Below are 13700 nucleotides of genomic sequence, written 5' to 3'. Positions count from 1 at the left end.
GAGAAACGTCCGCATGGCATCCAGATCCACCCGACCTGCCGACCCGCCGCAGCGTCAGCGCAACGCGCTCGCACCCGGCATCCTCGGAGCCGCCGCCCTCATCGCCGGCATCCCGCTCATCGGCGGGGAGTTCGCGATCGTGATCTCGTTCGTCGTCGCGATCCTCGCGCTCATCATCGCGTGGTTCGCGATCCAGGCGCGGCAGTGGTGGTGGGCTCTTCCGATGGCGGCGGTCGCGGTGGTCTGGAACCCCGTGTACCCCTTCTCGCTCGACCAGCCGATCTGGCTGGCGGCGCATGTCGTCGGGGCCGCGACGTTCATCGCCGCCGGTGCCCTCGTGTGGGTGCCCCGCGCGCAGGCCGCCCGATGATCCCCGGTGGCGCGGCGGGTGCGCCCGGCAACGGTATCGTCTGGGCGCGCGTCGAGGACGGCTTCCACGTGGGCAGCCGCACCGGTGAGTTCGTGGGATACATCGACCGGCAGGCCGACGGCCGCTATCTTGCGTACGACTCCCGGTCGTCTCGCGTCGGGGCGTTCACCGATCTGACCACCGCCATGCGCACGCTCGCCCTCGGCTCGACCCCCGACATCCCCGACGAAGCGCCGCCGATCGAACTCCGGGAGATCCGATGACCTCGACGCCCGCCGACCTGCTCTCGGTCCTCTATACGAGCAACGCCCAGGCCCCGTTCGGCGACGACGAGCTGGCGGCTCTGCTCGAGCAGAGCCGCGCGTCGAACGCGGATCGAGACCTGACGGGGATGCTGCTGTACCGCGGCGGTCGATTCGTCCAGGTGCTCGAGGGCCCCGAGCAGACCGTGCGCGACCTCATCGCGACCATCCGCGAGGATTCGCGCCACTCCGGCATGCGTGTCCTCATCGAGCAGCCCATCGCCCACCGCGAGTTCCGCGAGTGGACGATGGGCTATCAGCCGATCGCCGAGACGACGGGCGACGCTCCGGCGGGGTTCCGCGACACCTTCGACGACCTCGAGAGCGCCGGCGACCCGAGCGCGACGCTGCGGGCGGCTCGTGAGCTGAGCCTGTGGTTCCGCGTGCGCTCGGCTCGGCCGCAGCACGGCACCGACGCCGCACCCGACGCAGGCGCCTGATTACTCGCCGCGCCCGGTCGCGTCCTGCAGACGGTCGATCTGCTCCGACGCCTCCGCCTTGGTGAGATTGCCGGGAAGCTCTTCGCCGGCCTCGCGTGCGAGGGTGTCGAGATAGCTCCGCTGCGGGCCGGTCATGGGCTCATCACCCGTGACCCAGTTCTCGGGGTCCTTGACCGGCGACCCCTGGCCCGCGCCCTCGGTCCCGCCCAGGGTGTCCGCCGCGGGCTCGGACGCTGCGGGCGGAGTCGGCGCGGAGGGCTCACCCGGCGCGGGCGTCGTCGGCTCCGTGGGCACGGGAACGGTGGGCTCGGCGGGTGCGGGGAAGGTGGGCTCGTCGGGTGTGGGGATGCTCTGATCGCTCATGGCTCGACGCTATGCCGACTGCGCCGATAAGCCGAGGCACTTGCGCGCCGCGCGAAAACCGCACAACGAGACACCCGGCCCGGGAGCGCCGTTCGGGCAGCGTCCCCGTGGCCGGGTGTTCTTCAATCGTCGGCGACGCACCGCAAGGAATCCGCAACGCGTGCACCGCGCAACCTCAAGGAATCCGCAAGATCGGTGCTCAGCTGCGGCGCGCGGGCGCCGAGATGCGGATGACGGCGGAATCGTCCTTCTCGCCGAGTCCCTGCGCCTGCGCCAGGAGGTAGCTCTGCTCGGCGGCGGCTGCCAGCGGCGCCGGAAGCCCCGCCCGCCGCGCCGCGGTGCCGACGATCCCCATGTCCTTGACGAAGATGTCGAGGCGACTGAGCACCTCGGCACCGTCGGAATCCCAGGCCTGCAGCATCCGAGGCCCGCGGTTGCCGAGCATGAACGATGCGGCGGCGCCGGCCTGCAACGCCTCGAGCGTGCGGTCGAGGTCGAGCCCGAGCCTGTCGGCGAGCGCGAGCGCTTCGGCCGCGGCGGCGATGTGCACGCCGCACAGCAGCTGGTTGACCGTTTTCAGCGCCTGACCATCGCCGGCCCGCTCCCCGACGACGGTCAGCGTCGAGGCCAGCTGGTCGAGCACGGGTCGGGCGACGGCGAGGGCGTCGGGGTGCGCACCGACGACGATCAGCAGGTCGCCCTCTCGCGCCCGGATCGGACCGCCGCTCAAGGGGGCGTCGACGAGCCCGATGCCGCGCTCGGCGAGCGAGGCCGCGACGTCGGCGACCCCGTCCGTGCCGACGGTGCTGGTGAGGACGACGACCGCCCCCTCCGCGAGGGCGTCGACGATGCCGGCATCCCCGAAGAGGACGTCGGCGAGTTGAGCGGAGTCACGCACTGCCACCAGGACGACCTGCGCACCCGCCGCGGCCTCGGCGGCGGAATCAGCCGGCGTCACGCTCGCTTCGGCGGCCAGCGCGAGCCGCGCGGGGGCGATGTCGAAGCCGCGGACAGGGAAAGTCTCCGCCAGGCGGGCGGCCATCGGCAGGCCCATCGCGCCGAGCCCCAGTACCGCAACCGTTGTGTTGTCGTTCATATCGAACCTTGCTCCTTCAGCTCAGGCGGATGGCGCGGGCGTCAGCGAGAGCCGCTCGACAGCGGCGGTGAGCGACCCGTCGTCGCCGACGTTGCCGGCGAACACGATGTAGGGGATCCCGGATGCCGGCCCGTCGGCCGCCTCCCAGACCGACACGATGCCGGGAAAGAGGGAACCGCGCACGCGCGCGCGGCGGATCTCGAGCCCGCGCGTCGCGACGTCGCTCGAGGTGATGCCGCCCTTGGCGATGACGAAGCGCGGCGTGACACGCGCGACGACCGTTCGGACGACCTGGACGACGGCTTCCGAGACCTGACGGGAGATGTCGAGGCTCTCGTCGGGGTCGTCGGTGCGAACGAGGGTGCGGCTGGTGTGCAGCACGACATCGCCGCGCAGCAGCGCGGTGGAGATGGTCGCGCAGGCGCGGTCGAGTTCGGCTTGCCGTTCGGAGGGATCGAGCAGTCGCGGGACGTCGAGCTCCATTACCGCCTCGAGCGGGCGGCGACGCACGAGGTCGGCGAGCTGGCGGCTGGTGAGACCGACGTGCGAGCCGACGACGACCAGTCCACCGCGGGTCGCACGATCAACGCTGAGGTCGGCGACGTCGACGGGCGGCCGACGCCGTTGTCCGATCCGCGCTCGCACGAAAGGAGGTCCCACCCGGTAGACGTACGAACGACCTTCCGCCTCGACCGCCTCGAGCCCCAACGCCAGCTCGACGAGGTCCTCTTCCACGACCGCGTCGACGACGATGGGCACACCCTCCGGGGCAGAACGCAGCACCGCGGCGACCGCAGCGGTGCCAGCGCGGAGGTCGTCGACGGTGACCTCGACGACATCGGCGGCGGCGACCGCCACGCCGGTCTTCTCCGCCACCCAGTCGGCGAGCCGCGACGAGCGGAAGCCGAAGGTCGAGTCACGGGCGAACTCCGTCTCGCCGATCGGTGTGAAGCCCTCGTCCGACAGGATGCCGTGCACCCCGCGCACCGTGACGCGCCCGGCATCCGGGAACGCGGGCACGACGACGACGTTCGTCGGCGCCGCGGCCCCCGACCGGGCGACCTCATCGGCGATCGTGTCGGGCTCGAGCGGGAAGTGCCCCCGGAGCGTCGAGTCGCTGCGGCTGACGAAGCCGACCCGGACGCCGACTGTCTCCGCCGCCGCGAGGGACGCGCGCACGACCTCGCGGTTGATGCGCTCGGCGTCGGCCGGTGCGAGGCTGCGCGAGTTGGTCAGTACATATACCGCGGGAGCCCCTGACGAGAACGCCCAGACCAGGTCGGCCACATCCCACGCCCCCAGCACAGGAAGGTCCGCAACGGACTGCGTCCCGGTGGGATCGTCGTCGAGGACGACGAACACGCGCCCGCTCTCGGCCATGCGCGCCGCGAGCACACCGACATCAGGACGCGTGGCATCGGGCAGGCCGGGCAGTGGTGCGGTCGGTGCCATGGGATCTCCTCGTCGTCGAGTGGCCAGCCGAGTGGCTATCAGCTGTATGACAGCATGCAGCAGGAGGGGAGGGACGTCAATCGGGCGACACATCGCGCTCGGGGGTTGCGTCGTCGCCCGCATGGGCCGCACGCTGGCATCAGACGATCGACCCGCAGGAGACGAGAGGAGTCAGACATGTCCGAGACCGCCCGCGAGCACGGCGCCGAGGTTCCCGTGGCCGACGCCGAGGAACAGCGGCATCCCGTCACACCCGACGACGGGACGGCTCCCGAGATCCCGGCCCCGACGACCGAGGCGGACGACGCCGACGTCTGGGAGCAGAGTCACGAGGTGCCGATCGACGACGACGAGCCCGAAACGACGTGAGGCCTCCTCAACCGGCCACGTAGCGGCGGAAGTCATCCAGGGTCTGCTGCAGATGGTGATCCATCGCTGCGCGGGCGGCCTCCGGATCGCGCGAGCCCAGCGCCGCGAGAATACGCCGATGCTCCTCGATCGCGTGCTCCTGGATCTCCGGCACCCGCGAGGTCTGCGCCCGGCGCTCGGCGAGCACCTCGGTCAGGGGTGCGAGCAACACCCCGAGGAACAGGTTGTCCGAGGCGCCGAGGATCACGGCATGGAAGCGCAGGTCGGCCTCGACGAAGCGATCGACGTCGCCCGCGGCCGCTCCCGCGACCATCTCGTCGACGCACGCCGCGCACTCCGCCAGGGCCGCGTCGTCGACGATCGACGCGGCGAGAGCCGCGGCCTCGCACTCGATGAGGCGGCGCGTCGAGATGAGCTGCTCCGCCACGAGGGCATCGTCACCGTGCGCGGCGCGGAACCGCAGGGCGTCGGACACCGACGACCATTCCTCCACCGGCGCGACGCGCGACCCGACCCCCGAGACCACCCGCACGATGCCGCGGGCGGACAGCGTCCGCAGCGCCTCGCGCACGGTCACCCGACTGACATCGAACTCGGCGCCGATCTCGGCCTCGGTCGGCAGCGCGTCACCCGGCGCGAACCGGCCGGCGATGATGCGATCGAGCAGATCGTCGGCCACGGTGTTCACGAGAGACTTGCGCCGGGTCATCGCTCCGCCTCCCGATTCTCGAAGGCCGACCAGCCGTTCTCGAGCACCGCGAACCCCGCGTCGAGCGTCGCTTCCGGGTCGTCGCTCTCATTCACCATGGTCTGGATCTGGAGCACGAACCTCGCGAAGACGCGGATGTGGGCGTCGGGCCGCTCCTCGCCGAGCTCGGCCGCCACGGCATCGGCGAGCGCGTCCTCGTGGCGCAGCCACATGCGCGCGGCGTAGTCGCGCAGGGCGGGTGTCGCGTTGAGGAAGTCCATGAACCGACGGGCGACATCGTCGCCGTGCTCGGCCGCGCCCGCACGGATCTCACGCTCGTAGTACTCGCGGATCGCCGTGGCGATCGATGCCCCGGCGGCGCGGTCGCGCACGGCCGCGACAAGGCGCTCGCGCTGCTCGTCGTCCTCGTCGAAGACCAGGGCCTCCTTCTGGCTGAAGTGCGCGAAGACGGTCGTCGGCGAGACATCGGCCGCATCGGCGATCTCACGGATGCTGACGTCGTCGAACCCGCGTTCGAGGAACATCGCCGTCGCGACATCCGAGATCCGCTTGCGCGTGGCCGCCTTCTTGCGCTCGCGGCGCCCCACGGGCGCGATCTCGGTCATGTGGTCGATCTTAGGGCTCTCGCGCGAATAACTGTATTGACACCAAAACTGGTATCGGTACAGTTGCGGTATGACTTCAGTTTTGTCGCGTCTCCGCCTCGCCGGCGCCGACCGCCGCTGGGTGATGCTGATCGTGCTCACCACACTCACGACGGCGGGTATGACCGTCGTCCTCCCTGTCCTCCCGTTCGTCGTGCTGCGCTATGTCTCGGGCGAGGGCGAGCTCGCCCTGTGGGTCGGCGCGCTCGAGGCCGTCAACGGACTGTGCGCCTTCATCGCTGCGCCCTTCCTCGGACGCCTGTCCGATCGGTTCGGCCGCCGCCCGGTGATCATCGTCGCCTCGTTCGGTGCGGCGCTGAGCATGCTCCTGTTCGGCATCGGCGGGGCGCTGTGGGTGCTGCTGCTCGCGCGCGTCGTCCAGGGCGCGACGGCGGGCGACCTCCCCGCCCTCTTCGCCTACCTCGCCGACATCACCCCGCCCGAGAAGCGCGCACAGCGATTCGGCCTGCTCGGGGCGCTCTCGGGCATCGGCACCATGGTCGGGCCGGCGCTCGGCGGCCTGCTGGCAGCGATCGACCTCGCCCTCCCGGTCTTCGTCACCGCCGGGATCTCGTTCCTCATCGCGACCCTCAGCATCTTCCTCCTGCCCGAGAGCCTCGAACGCACGAACCGCATCCCCGCGATCGCCGTGTCGGACCTGAACCCGTTCCTCGTGTTCCGCCGCGCCTTCGTACGCCCGGAGCTGCGCGCGCTGCTCATCGCCTTCGCGCTGCTCGCGCTCCCGTTCGGCTTCTTCGTCAACAACTTCAGCGTGCTCGCCCTCGACTCCATCGGCTGGGGACCCACCGCGATAGGACTGCTGATCGCCGTCGTCGGAGTGATCGACATCCTCGTCCAGGGCATCCTCCTCGGCCTGCTGCTGCCGCGGATGGGCGAGCGCGGCGTCATCGTGGCCGGCATCGCGGCTCAGACGGCCGGACTCGTCGCTCTCGCCGTGGTCGCCTCGCTCGTCGCCCAGCCCTGGCTGTTCATCCTCGGCGCGCTCGCGCTCGCGGCCGGACAGGGCGCTTCGCAGGCAACGCTCGACGGGGTGATGTCGAACGCCGTCGCGGCTGACGAGCAGGGCTGGCTCGGCGGAGTCACCCAGTCACTCACCGCCGCGATGGGCACGATCGCCCCGATCCTCGCCGGCGTGCTCTACGCCGGCGTCGCTCATGCGGCCCCGTACGCGCTCGGCGCCGCACTCATGGTCGTGGCCGCGATCACCGTGCTGCGCGCACGGATCGTCGACGCGGCGACGCACCACGAGTCGCCCGGCGGCGACCCGGCCGGCATCGAGGCCGGGGCTGCGTCGGGGGCCCGGGCCTAGGCGTCCTCGCCCTCGGACTGGCGGCGACCGTTGGCCACCGTCACCGCGACGAACGCCCCGAGCAGCACGATCACCACGAGGCCGGCGAAAGCGAGTACCCGCAGCTGCCGCAGATGCCATCCCGTCGCGACCTGGACGAGGACGAGGGCTGACACCACGACGATCAGCGCCACGCCGACGGCGACGCGGATGCCGCGGACGCGCCGCGCTCGCCTGTTCACCGCATCATGCCGCGACATGTCTCTCTCCGCGAGCGGCGTTCTCGGGTGCACCGCTCCACCGGTCACTATCGGTCGCTTCGGCGCGAATGTGCGTTCCGGTGCGGAACCGAGCATTACGCCTCTCCCCCGCGCGCGTCCAGCCCTTTTGCTCGGGAAGCCGGAACCGACAGTGTGGGACCGTGCGATTGACAGATGAGCTCGGCGCCTGGGCGGCGCGACAGCGGTGGTACGCCGGCAAGAGCCACCGACCGCGATTCCGCATCCTCGACGCGCAACCCGCGCCCGGCGCGACGCGCTACCTCCTCATGGACGACGCCGGCGCCCTGCCGACGCTCTACAACGTGCCGCTGGCGCGGGTGTCCGCGCCGGCCGACGGTGATGACGTCGTCGCCCGCGACGGCGACGAGTACCTCGTCGACGCGACGCGCAACACGGGGTTCACGATCGGCACGCTGGCCGAGATGGGCGTCGACGTGACACGGGTCACCGGCTCGCGCGTGCTGACGGGTGAGCAGTCGAACACATCGATCGTGTTCGACGTCGACGGTGAGCCCACGATCATCCTGAAGCTCTTCCGCGCCCTCCACCACGGCGAGAACCCCGACGTGACGGTACAGCGGGTGCTGAGCGATGCGGGGTCGCCGTTCGTTCCGAGGTTCTTCGGCAGCCTCGATGCCGAATGGCCCGACATCGGACGCGACTCCGGTTCGGCTCGCGGCACCCTCGGTTTCGCGCAGGAGTTCCTCCGCGGCGTCCGCGACGGCTGGGCAGTAGCCCTCGAGGCCGCGCGCGAGAACCGCGACTTCACCGACGCCGCCCGTGACCTCGGCATCGCCGTCGCCGGCGTGCACGGCGCGCTCGGCGCGGCGCTCGACACGACCGAGGCGGCAGCGAGGGAGGTCGGCGCGACGGGTGCGGCGTGGCGCCGACGGCTGTCGATCGCGGCCAACGAGGTGCCCGCCGTCGCCGATCGCGTCGATGCGATCGGCGCCGTGTACGACGAGGCCCTCGCCCGCCCGTGGCCGCGCCTCCAGCGCATCCACGGCGACCTGCACCTCGGGCAGGTGCTCGCCGTGCCGGCGGGAGGATGGCGCATCGTCGACTTCGAGGGCGAGCCGTTGCGGCCGATGGCCGAGCGCGCCATCCCCGATCTGCCGCCGCGTGACGTCGCCGGAATGCTGCGCTCGTTCGACTACGCCGGCGCCGTCGGCGAGGGACCCGATCCGATGGGGTGGGCTGCAGCCTGCCGCTCAGCTTTCGTCGAGACGTACGCCGCGGCCCCCGGCGCGATCGCCCTGGACCCGGTGCTCCTGCGGGCCCTGGTGCTCGACAAGGCCGTCTACGAGTCGATCTACGAAGCCCGCAATCGCCCGGACTGGCTGCCCGTGCCCCTCGCCGGCATCGACGCCGCACTGGCCTGAGGCGGCGATACATTCGTCGGATGGGCGGTGCCCGTGTCTACCGGACGCCTCGCCGAGGCGACACCAGCACCACCGGTCCGACGGATGTATCGCCGCGTCAATCCTCGAGAGGCTCCGGCGCGCGCAGCACCAGGAACTTCGCGCCGTAGCCGGGCAGCGACACGCTGAAGCTCTGCAGGTCGTCCACGCGGCCGATCGTCTCGCCCGAGGCGGCGTCGTACACCTCGCTGCGCGGCACGAGCTGCTCGGAGCGGACCGTGCCCTCCGTCGGCTCGGGCGAGAAGTTCAGCACGGTCACCTGCATCGCGGCATCCGCGTGGGGGTCGCCCTCGTCGAGCCGGTGCACGAGCACGAGCATCCCGGCATGCGCCACCTCGGGGATGTCGACCTGCGAAGCGGTCGCGATACCGTGCTCGCGACGCAGATCGAGGATGCCCGACAGCCGCGAGGCGAACGACTCCGGATCGTCGAGCTGCGTGGGCAGGGCGCCGTAGAGGGCGCGCCCGCGCGGCATCCCCGACGCCGAACGCGTCGCGGTCGGGTCGGCGTCGAGCAGATCGTGCGCACCCCGTTCGATCCAGCGCGTGTCGCCGGCGCCGAGCAGGTCGGCGACCTCATCGGCGGGCACCGTCAGCATTCCCACGAGGTCCCAGCCCGAGAGGGCGAAGACCCCCGGCTGCCACGCGTTGTACGCGCAGAGAAGCAGGTGTGCGTCGCGGATACCGGGGACATCGGCGTCGGCGATGTCGTCCAGGCGTGCGATGCCGCGGGATGCGGCGATGAGCGATGTCGTCGTGCAGGCGATGCCGTTCTGCGTGAAGACGCGGTTGTAGTCGGCCTTTCCGGTGAGATGCTCGGTCAGATCGGCGCGGATCTCCTCCGCGAGCTCACTGCCGGTGATGTCGCGCCCGCGGAAGCGGTACACGTCGTCGCCGTGCCGCGTCGCCCAATGCACGAGTTCGTAGGTCAGCTCGTCGTGGTTCTGCATCCCGTGCACGAGCTGCACCGGTGCGACGCCCAGCTCGAGCGACGAGGTGAGCGCGAGGCGCAGGAACTCCGTCTGCCCCGTCGCCAGGGCGTGGTGGTAGCCCGGGCGTCCGATGAAGTCGTACGAGAGGTCGGCCCCTACCGCGCCCGTGTCGCGGATGTCCTCGATCGTGAGGTTCAGCTCCTGGAAGGTGAAGCCGCCGACCTTCCGCACCATGCCCGCGATGATGTGGTTGGCGGCATGCGAGAGGGGGTGCCCCTCCGACCAGGCGGGCAGCCCCTCCGCGCTCTTCTCGACGCCCAGGAAGCCGTTGGCGTCGAGGCGCAGCGCGCTGGTGCCGAGCTCGCCGAGCGAGTGCAGGGCGTCGCCGATCACGAGGCGCATGCCCGCGAAGGTCGGGTCGAGCCAGTTGATCGACGGCTGCCCCTGCTTGAAGTAGTGCAGGTAGACCCAGCGCCGAGTCGCGCCGTCGGGTCCGATGACGGGGGCCGTGGCGCTCCAGTTCGTCTCCTTCACCCCGGGGGTGTAGAAGATCACGCGCTGCATCGCGCCGATGATGTAGCCGCGTTCGGCGAGCTCGTGCTCGTTCGCGGAGTCGAGGTTGACGCTGTCGTACCCCTCGGGGACGTCGGGGAGCAGATGCCAGTCCTCCGGCGGGATCTCGACCATGTGGTAGATCCCGGGGTAGTCCTTGAACCCCATCTCGGCCAGGCGGAAGTCGGCCCCCTTGCCGGTGTGACCCGGCACGATGTCGTCGATCACGCTGCCGCCGTGCGCGTCCGCGACGTCGCACAGGGTACGGAACTCCTCCTCGGTACCGAACGCCGGATCGATCGAGGTGCTGATGCGGTCGAAGTGGCCGTCGACGCTGGGAGTCTCGCGCCAGTCGGTGATGCCACCCGCGCGCTTCACGGGCCCCGTATGGATCGCGGTGATGCCGATGCGCTCGAACACCGACCACAGCCGGTCATCGCCGAGCGCGGCGAGGAAGGACTGGCCGGGGCGGGTGATGAGCGAGATGGGGTAGGCCGTGAACCAGACGTCGGTCGTCGAGATCGCACGGCGCGCATCGGGACGGGCGTACGGGTTGCGCCACATGGCGGGCTGCCCCGACAGCTGACGCGCGAGCACGTCGGCATCCTTCAGCATCGACTGCCGCACGAGCCACTCGACGTATGAGGGGTTGCTGCCGTTCGCCGTCCGCGGGTCGGTCATGTTGCGGCGAACGCTGCCGCCGCGGAACTGGTCGCGCGGTCGCAACCGGCGCGGGCGGGCCGGGTAGCGCTGCTCGTCGTAGCTGATCTCGGGCACCTCGAGGTCCGTGTCTTCGCCGTCGGTGCCCGCGGCCCCCGGGAGGGTGATCGGGGCGGTGTAGAGGTCCTCCGGCTGTTCGTCGTCGCGCGCCATGCCTCAACGCTAGGGGCGGGGCCGATCCGGCGAAAAGGGCTGGTGCCCGAACGAGCGAACCATTAAGGGGTCCGCGCGCGCGTGCGCTGCATCCGGCACACGGCCGCCGCCAGGGTGAGCGCGGCGGCGACACCGGTCCCGACCCACAGCGCGTTCGATGCAAGGGCCGACGAGGCGAGGCCGCCCGCGACCGCCCCCAGCGCGACGGCGGCCCACATCAGGAGGTGCCGCGACCAGCCCCAGCGGTCTCCGCCCCGCAGCGCGCGCACGACGCCCTGCCCCACTTTGACGAGGGCTCCCGTCATGTAGGTGACTCCGAATGCGACGTCCTGCCGCTGCGCGAGCACGGTGTTGGCCGCGCCCATGCCGAAAGCGAGCAGCGATCCGGCCGCAACCGGCGCGAACGGCCCAGCCACCAGGGCGGCGGCGGCGGTGACCACGGTGATCACGGCGAGGATGTGAACGGTGCGATCGGATGCCGGCGACGTGAGCGCGGTCCCCGCCATGACGCCCAGGACGAACGCGACGATGAGCGCAGCGGCGAGGCCCGCAGCCGACCAGTCGACGTTCGAGAGGTCGACCGCCAGGCGTGTGGTGTTGCCGGTCATGAACGAGACGAAATAGCCGCCGAGCAGGATGAAGCCGCAGCCGTCGAGGTACCCCGCCAGCGCGGCCAGCGCGACCGCGACGGCGAGACGACGGGCGCTGAGTTGACGCACCATGCTCCCAGTCTCCTCCTCGCCGGGCCCGGACTGCGGGCGCGCGGGTACCGTGGTGCGGCGAGGGCTCGATGTCAGGGGCTTCCGCCGAGGGGGGAGAATCGTCGGTGATGCCTCGTTCCGATCCGTCGCCCGACAGCCTCGCCGGCCTGGACTTCGGCGCACGTCCGCCCCGACGCCTCACCCGCGCGGACGTCGATGCCGCCGTTCTGCGTTCGGCGGGACTCGGCGACCTGGTCGACCGGCTCTGGCGCGAGGGCGCGGCGGCCAGCAACGCCGCACGGCGCAGCGTCACAGCGCATCTTCGTGAGCGCTTCGGCGCGCGCGACCCGCACAGTGGAGCGATCCTTCGCGTCGTGTTCGTCCTGCTGCTGCTTTCCGTGTTGCCGATCGGCATGCTCAACGGCATCCGCCTCGGGATCGAGAACACCGTGGTTCCCGGCGCGATCGTCAGCGTGGTCGTGGGAGCCGGGGTCGTCGCGGCGGTGGCATCTGCTGGGGGGCGACCGCTCGGACGACCGGTCGCCTTGCAGAGCGCGCTGCTCGCCATCTCGCTGATGGCCGCCGCGAGCGTGGCCGTGGTGGTCACCGACGGCTGGGTGCGAACGGCATATCTCGTCGGCGCGGTGCTGGGGGCAATCGCGGCGATTGTCGTCCGCGTGGTGCGGGCACGCGGACGACAGATGACCGAAGACATCGACACCGGGGTCGAATCGGCGCACCTCGACGTTGCGGCGGAGATCGCCACCCAGCGCGAGCGGATGACTGCCGAACTCACGCGCGAGCTCGAGAAGCGTCCCGACCTCGCCGAGCTGGTCCGGCGACGCAGCGCAGCAATCGTCGAGCTCCACTCACGAGGCGGAGCGATGCAGGCCGACGAACCGGACACTCCCCCGGGCGGGTTCATCATTCAGCAGCAGACGATGCTGTGGCTTCCGGCGGGCCGTCCGCATGATGCCACACGACTGCACCCATGTGAAGGTAGCTAGCTTTTCTAGTTAAATCGTCATAGGTTCTCGCGCAGAAGCGAGAAGGAGACACGACTATGACGACCACGAGCACGACACCCCAGGCATCGACCGCGTCATCCGGTGTGCGATGGGGACGTGTCGCGGTTCTGGCTCTGGCGATCGGACAGCCGGTCTCGTCTCTCGCGTTCGAGCTGTGGTCGCCGACGGAACTGCAAGGCGGCGCGGACTTCTCACCGATCGTTCCTCCCGGGCCGATGTTCAGCATCTGGGGCGTCATCATCTCCGCGAGCATCCTCTGGGCGCTGCTCCAGGCCCGGCGGTCGACAGCGGACTCACCCGTGCGCGACCGGCTGGTGGCGCCGAACGTGCTCCTCTACGCGGGTTTCTTCCTGTGGTTGACCGCCGCCGCGTTCGGACAGCAGTCGGCGATCACCCTGCTGCCCTTCCTGCTGATCGTGGGCGCGAACCTCGCCGCCTGGGCACGCATCTCTCACGGCCGCGACGAGATCGCGGGGTGGAAGCCCCTCGACCGGGTCACCCTCTATGCCTCGCAGGGCCTGTACGCCGGCTGGACCTCGATGGCGTTCTTCGTCAACGTCGCCACGGTCCTGCAGGGATCGGGCGCGCCGAATGACGGGGGGTGGGGCACCACCTGGCAGATCCTCGTGATCGCCGCGGCCGCTGGCCTCGCCGTCGTGTTCCTCGTGATCTCGCGGGGATCGATCTGGTACGCCGCGACCGCCGCATACGCGCTCGTAGGCGCGACGATCTCGAGCGTGGCGGCGGGCTATGCGTCGCTTCCGATCGCGCTGATCTCCGGCATCGCCCTCATCGCCGTGACCACCACCGTCATCCGTCGCCGCGTCCGCGCGCACGCCGGCTGAAGATCGGCGTCACC

General features: G+C 70.9%; 16 protein-coding genes. 8 read left to right on the top strand and 8 right to left on the bottom strand.

The window, feature by feature from the left end:
* Positions 1–13: 13 nt before the first annotated feature.
* From ACU6RU_RS14345 to ACU6RU_RS14335, 3 genes are read left to right on the top strand one after another with little or no spacing between them, the layout of a single operon-like run.
* On the top strand, positions 14–370 hold the full coding sequence (locus ACU6RU_RS14345) for a DUF6804 family protein (protein WP_446726885.1): 357 nt from the start codon (positions 14–16) through the stop codon (positions 368–370).
* Positions 367–633 (top strand): hypothetical protein, encoded by a 267-nt coding sequence (locus ACU6RU_RS14340; protein ID WP_446726884.1) that lies wholly within the window; start codon positions 367–369, stop codon positions 631–633. Before ACU6RU_RS14345 ends, ACU6RU_RS14340 begins: the two co-directional genes overlap by 4 nt.
* A complete protein-coding gene (locus ACU6RU_RS14335; RefSeq protein WP_446726883.1) occupies positions 630–1112 on the top strand; it encodes a BLUF domain-containing protein in 483 nt (160 codons plus the stop codon). The genes ACU6RU_RS14340 and ACU6RU_RS14335 overlap by 4 nt, the downstream gene beginning before the upstream one ends.
* Here ACU6RU_RS14335 and ACU6RU_RS14330 read toward each other — a convergent pair whose 3' ends face one another.
* The 3 genes from ACU6RU_RS14330 to ACU6RU_RS14320 all read right to left on the bottom strand — a co-directional run bounded on the left by ACU6RU_RS14330 (position 1113) and on the right by ACU6RU_RS14320 (position 4023).
* Positions 1113–1322 (bottom strand): DUF3072 domain-containing protein, encoded by a 210-nt coding sequence (locus ACU6RU_RS14330; RefSeq protein WP_259455361.1) that lies wholly within the window; start codon positions 1320–1322, stop codon positions 1113–1115. It lies immediately after the preceding gene.
* 352 nt (positions 1323–1674) lie between these two features.
* A complete protein-coding gene (locus ACU6RU_RS14325; protein ID WP_446726882.1) occupies positions 1675–2571 on the bottom strand; it encodes an NAD(P)-dependent oxidoreductase in 897 nt (298 codons plus the stop codon).
* 21 nt (positions 2572–2592) lie between these two features.
* Positions 2593–4023, bottom strand: a complete 1431-nt coding sequence (locus tag ACU6RU_RS14320; protein WP_446726881.1) for a four-carbon acid sugar kinase family protein — start codon at positions 4021–4023, stop codon at positions 2593–2595.
* Between the two features lie 177 nt (positions 4024–4200).
* Here ACU6RU_RS14320 and ACU6RU_RS14315 point away from each other — a divergent pair, with 177 nt between their 5' ends.
* The gene (locus tag ACU6RU_RS14315; RefSeq protein WP_120264155.1) at positions 4201–4392 is read left to right on the top strand and encodes a hypothetical protein; all 192 of its coding nucleotides are present in this window, start codon (positions 4201–4203) and stop codon (positions 4390–4392) included.
* 7 nt (positions 4393–4399) lie between these two features.
* Here the strand turns inward: ACU6RU_RS14315 and ACU6RU_RS14310 are convergent, their stop codons facing one another.
* Together ACU6RU_RS14310 and ACU6RU_RS14305 are read right to left on the bottom strand one after the other, a co-directional pair.
* The gene (locus ACU6RU_RS14310; protein ID WP_289330323.1) at positions 4400–5101 is read right to left on the bottom strand and encodes a FadR/GntR family transcriptional regulator; all 702 of its coding nucleotides are present in this window, start codon (positions 5099–5101) and stop codon (positions 4400–4402) included.
* Entirely contained in the window at positions 5098–5706 is a 609-nt protein-coding gene (locus tag ACU6RU_RS14305; protein WP_446726880.1) for a TetR/AcrR family transcriptional regulator, read from the bottom strand. Before ACU6RU_RS14305 ends, ACU6RU_RS14310 begins: the two co-directional genes overlap by 4 nt.
* 70 nt (positions 5707–5776) lie before the next feature.
* Here ACU6RU_RS14305 and ACU6RU_RS14300 point away from each other — a divergent pair, with 70 nt between their 5' ends.
* Positions 5777–7075 (top strand): MFS transporter, encoded by a 1299-nt coding sequence (locus ACU6RU_RS14300; RefSeq protein WP_446726879.1) that lies wholly within the window; start codon positions 5777–5779, stop codon positions 7073–7075.
* On the opposite strand, the gene ACU6RU_RS14295 is transcribed toward ACU6RU_RS14300, so the two are convergent.
* Positions 7072–7314, bottom strand: coding sequence for a hypothetical protein (locus ACU6RU_RS14295; protein WP_120264152.1), 243 nt, complete (start codon positions 7312–7314; stop codon positions 7072–7074). The genes ACU6RU_RS14300 and ACU6RU_RS14295 overlap by 4 nt on opposite strands.
* Before the next feature lie 161 nt (positions 7315–7475).
* On the opposite strand from ACU6RU_RS14295, the gene ACU6RU_RS14290 reads away from it, so the two are divergent.
* Positions 7476–8717, top strand: coding sequence for a maltokinase N-terminal cap-like domain-containing protein (locus ACU6RU_RS14290; RefSeq protein ID WP_446726878.1), 1242 nt, complete (start codon positions 7476–7478; stop codon positions 8715–8717).
* A 97-nt stretch (positions 8718–8814) separates the two neighbouring features.
* On the opposite strand, the gene treS is transcribed toward ACU6RU_RS14290, so the two are convergent.
* Together treS and ACU6RU_RS14280 are read right to left on the bottom strand one after the other, a co-directional pair.
* Positions 8815–11112: a maltose alpha-D-glucosyltransferase gene (treS, locus tag ACU6RU_RS14285; RefSeq protein ID WP_446726877.1), complete on the bottom strand. Its 2298-nt coding sequence runs from the start codon at positions 11110–11112 to the stop codon at positions 8815–8817.
* A 62-nt stretch (positions 11113–11174) separates the two neighbouring features.
* Positions 11175–11834, bottom strand: a complete 660-nt coding sequence (locus tag ACU6RU_RS14280; RefSeq protein WP_446726876.1) for a YoaK family protein — start codon at positions 11832–11834, stop codon at positions 11175–11177.
* A gap of 107 nt (positions 11835–11941) precedes the next feature.
* Here ACU6RU_RS14280 and ACU6RU_RS14275 point away from each other — a divergent pair, with 107 nt between their 5' ends.
* Positions 11942–12820, top strand: a complete 879-nt coding sequence (locus tag ACU6RU_RS14275) for a hypothetical protein (protein ID WP_446726875.1) — start codon at positions 11942–11944, stop codon at positions 12818–12820.
* A gap of 56 nt (positions 12821–12876) precedes the next feature.
* Positions 12877–13686, top strand: coding sequence for a hypothetical protein (locus ACU6RU_RS14270; protein WP_289330330.1), 810 nt, complete (start codon positions 12877–12879; stop codon positions 13684–13686).
* Positions 13687–13700: the final 14 nt, after the last annotated feature.

It is taken from the genome of Microbacterium sp. F1-18, assembly GCF_052921305.1.
This window is presented reverse-complemented; position numbering and strand designations above follow the sequence as displayed.

What these genes read in the sequence shown, in the direction of transcription:
- ACU6RU_RS14345 (WP_446726885.1), top strand. Translation starts at nt 14, where the DNA reads ATGGCATCCAGATCCACCCGACCTGCCGACCCGCCGCAGCGTCAGCGC.
- ACU6RU_RS14340 (WP_446726884.1), top strand. Translation starts at nt 367, where the DNA reads ATGATCCCCGGTGGCGCGGCGGGTGCGCCCGGCAACGGTATCGTCTGG.
- ACU6RU_RS14335 (WP_446726883.1), top strand. Translation starts at nt 630, where the DNA reads ATGACCTCGACGCCCGCCGACCTGCTCTCGGTCCTCTATACGAGCAAC.
- ACU6RU_RS14325 (WP_446726882.1), bottom strand. Translation starts at nt 2,571, where the DNA reads ATGAACGACAACACAACGGTTGCGGTACTGGGGCTCGGCGCGATGGGC.
- ACU6RU_RS14320 (WP_446726881.1), bottom strand. Translation starts at nt 4,023, where the DNA reads ATGGCACCGACCGCACCACTGCCCGGCCTGCCCGATGCCACGCGTCCT.
- ACU6RU_RS14315 (WP_120264155.1), top strand. Translation starts at nt 4,201, where the DNA reads ATGTCCGAGACCGCCCGCGAGCACGGCGCCGAGGTTCCCGTGGCCGAC.
- ACU6RU_RS14310 (WP_289330323.1), bottom strand. Translation starts at nt 5,101, where the DNA reads ATGACCCGGCGCAAGTCTCTCGTGAACACCGTGGCCGACGATCTGCTC.
- ACU6RU_RS14305 (WP_446726880.1), bottom strand. Translation starts at nt 5,706, where the DNA reads ATGACCGAGATCGCGCCCGTGGGGCGCCGCGAGCGCAAGAAGGCGGCC.
- ACU6RU_RS14300 (WP_446726879.1), top strand. Translation starts at nt 5,777, where the DNA reads ATGACTTCAGTTTTGTCGCGTCTCCGCCTCGCCGGCGCCGACCGCCGC.
- ACU6RU_RS14295 (WP_120264152.1), bottom strand. Translation starts at nt 7,314, where the DNA reads ATGTCGCGGCATGATGCGGTGAACAGGCGAGCGCGGCGCGTCCGCGGC.
- treS (WP_446726877.1), bottom strand. Translation starts at nt 11,112, where the DNA reads ATGGCGCGCGACGACGAACAGCCGGAGGACCTCTACACCGCCCCGATC.
- ACU6RU_RS14280 (WP_446726876.1), bottom strand. Translation starts at nt 11,834, where the DNA reads ATGGTGCGTCAACTCAGCGCCCGTCGTCTCGCCGTCGCGGTCGCGCTG.
- ACU6RU_RS14275 (WP_446726875.1), top strand. Translation starts at nt 11,942, where the DNA reads ATGCCTCGTTCCGATCCGTCGCCCGACAGCCTCGCCGGCCTGGACTTC.
- ACU6RU_RS14270 (WP_289330330.1), top strand. Translation starts at nt 12,877, where the DNA reads ATGACGACCACGAGCACGACACCCCAGGCATCGACCGCGTCATCCGGT.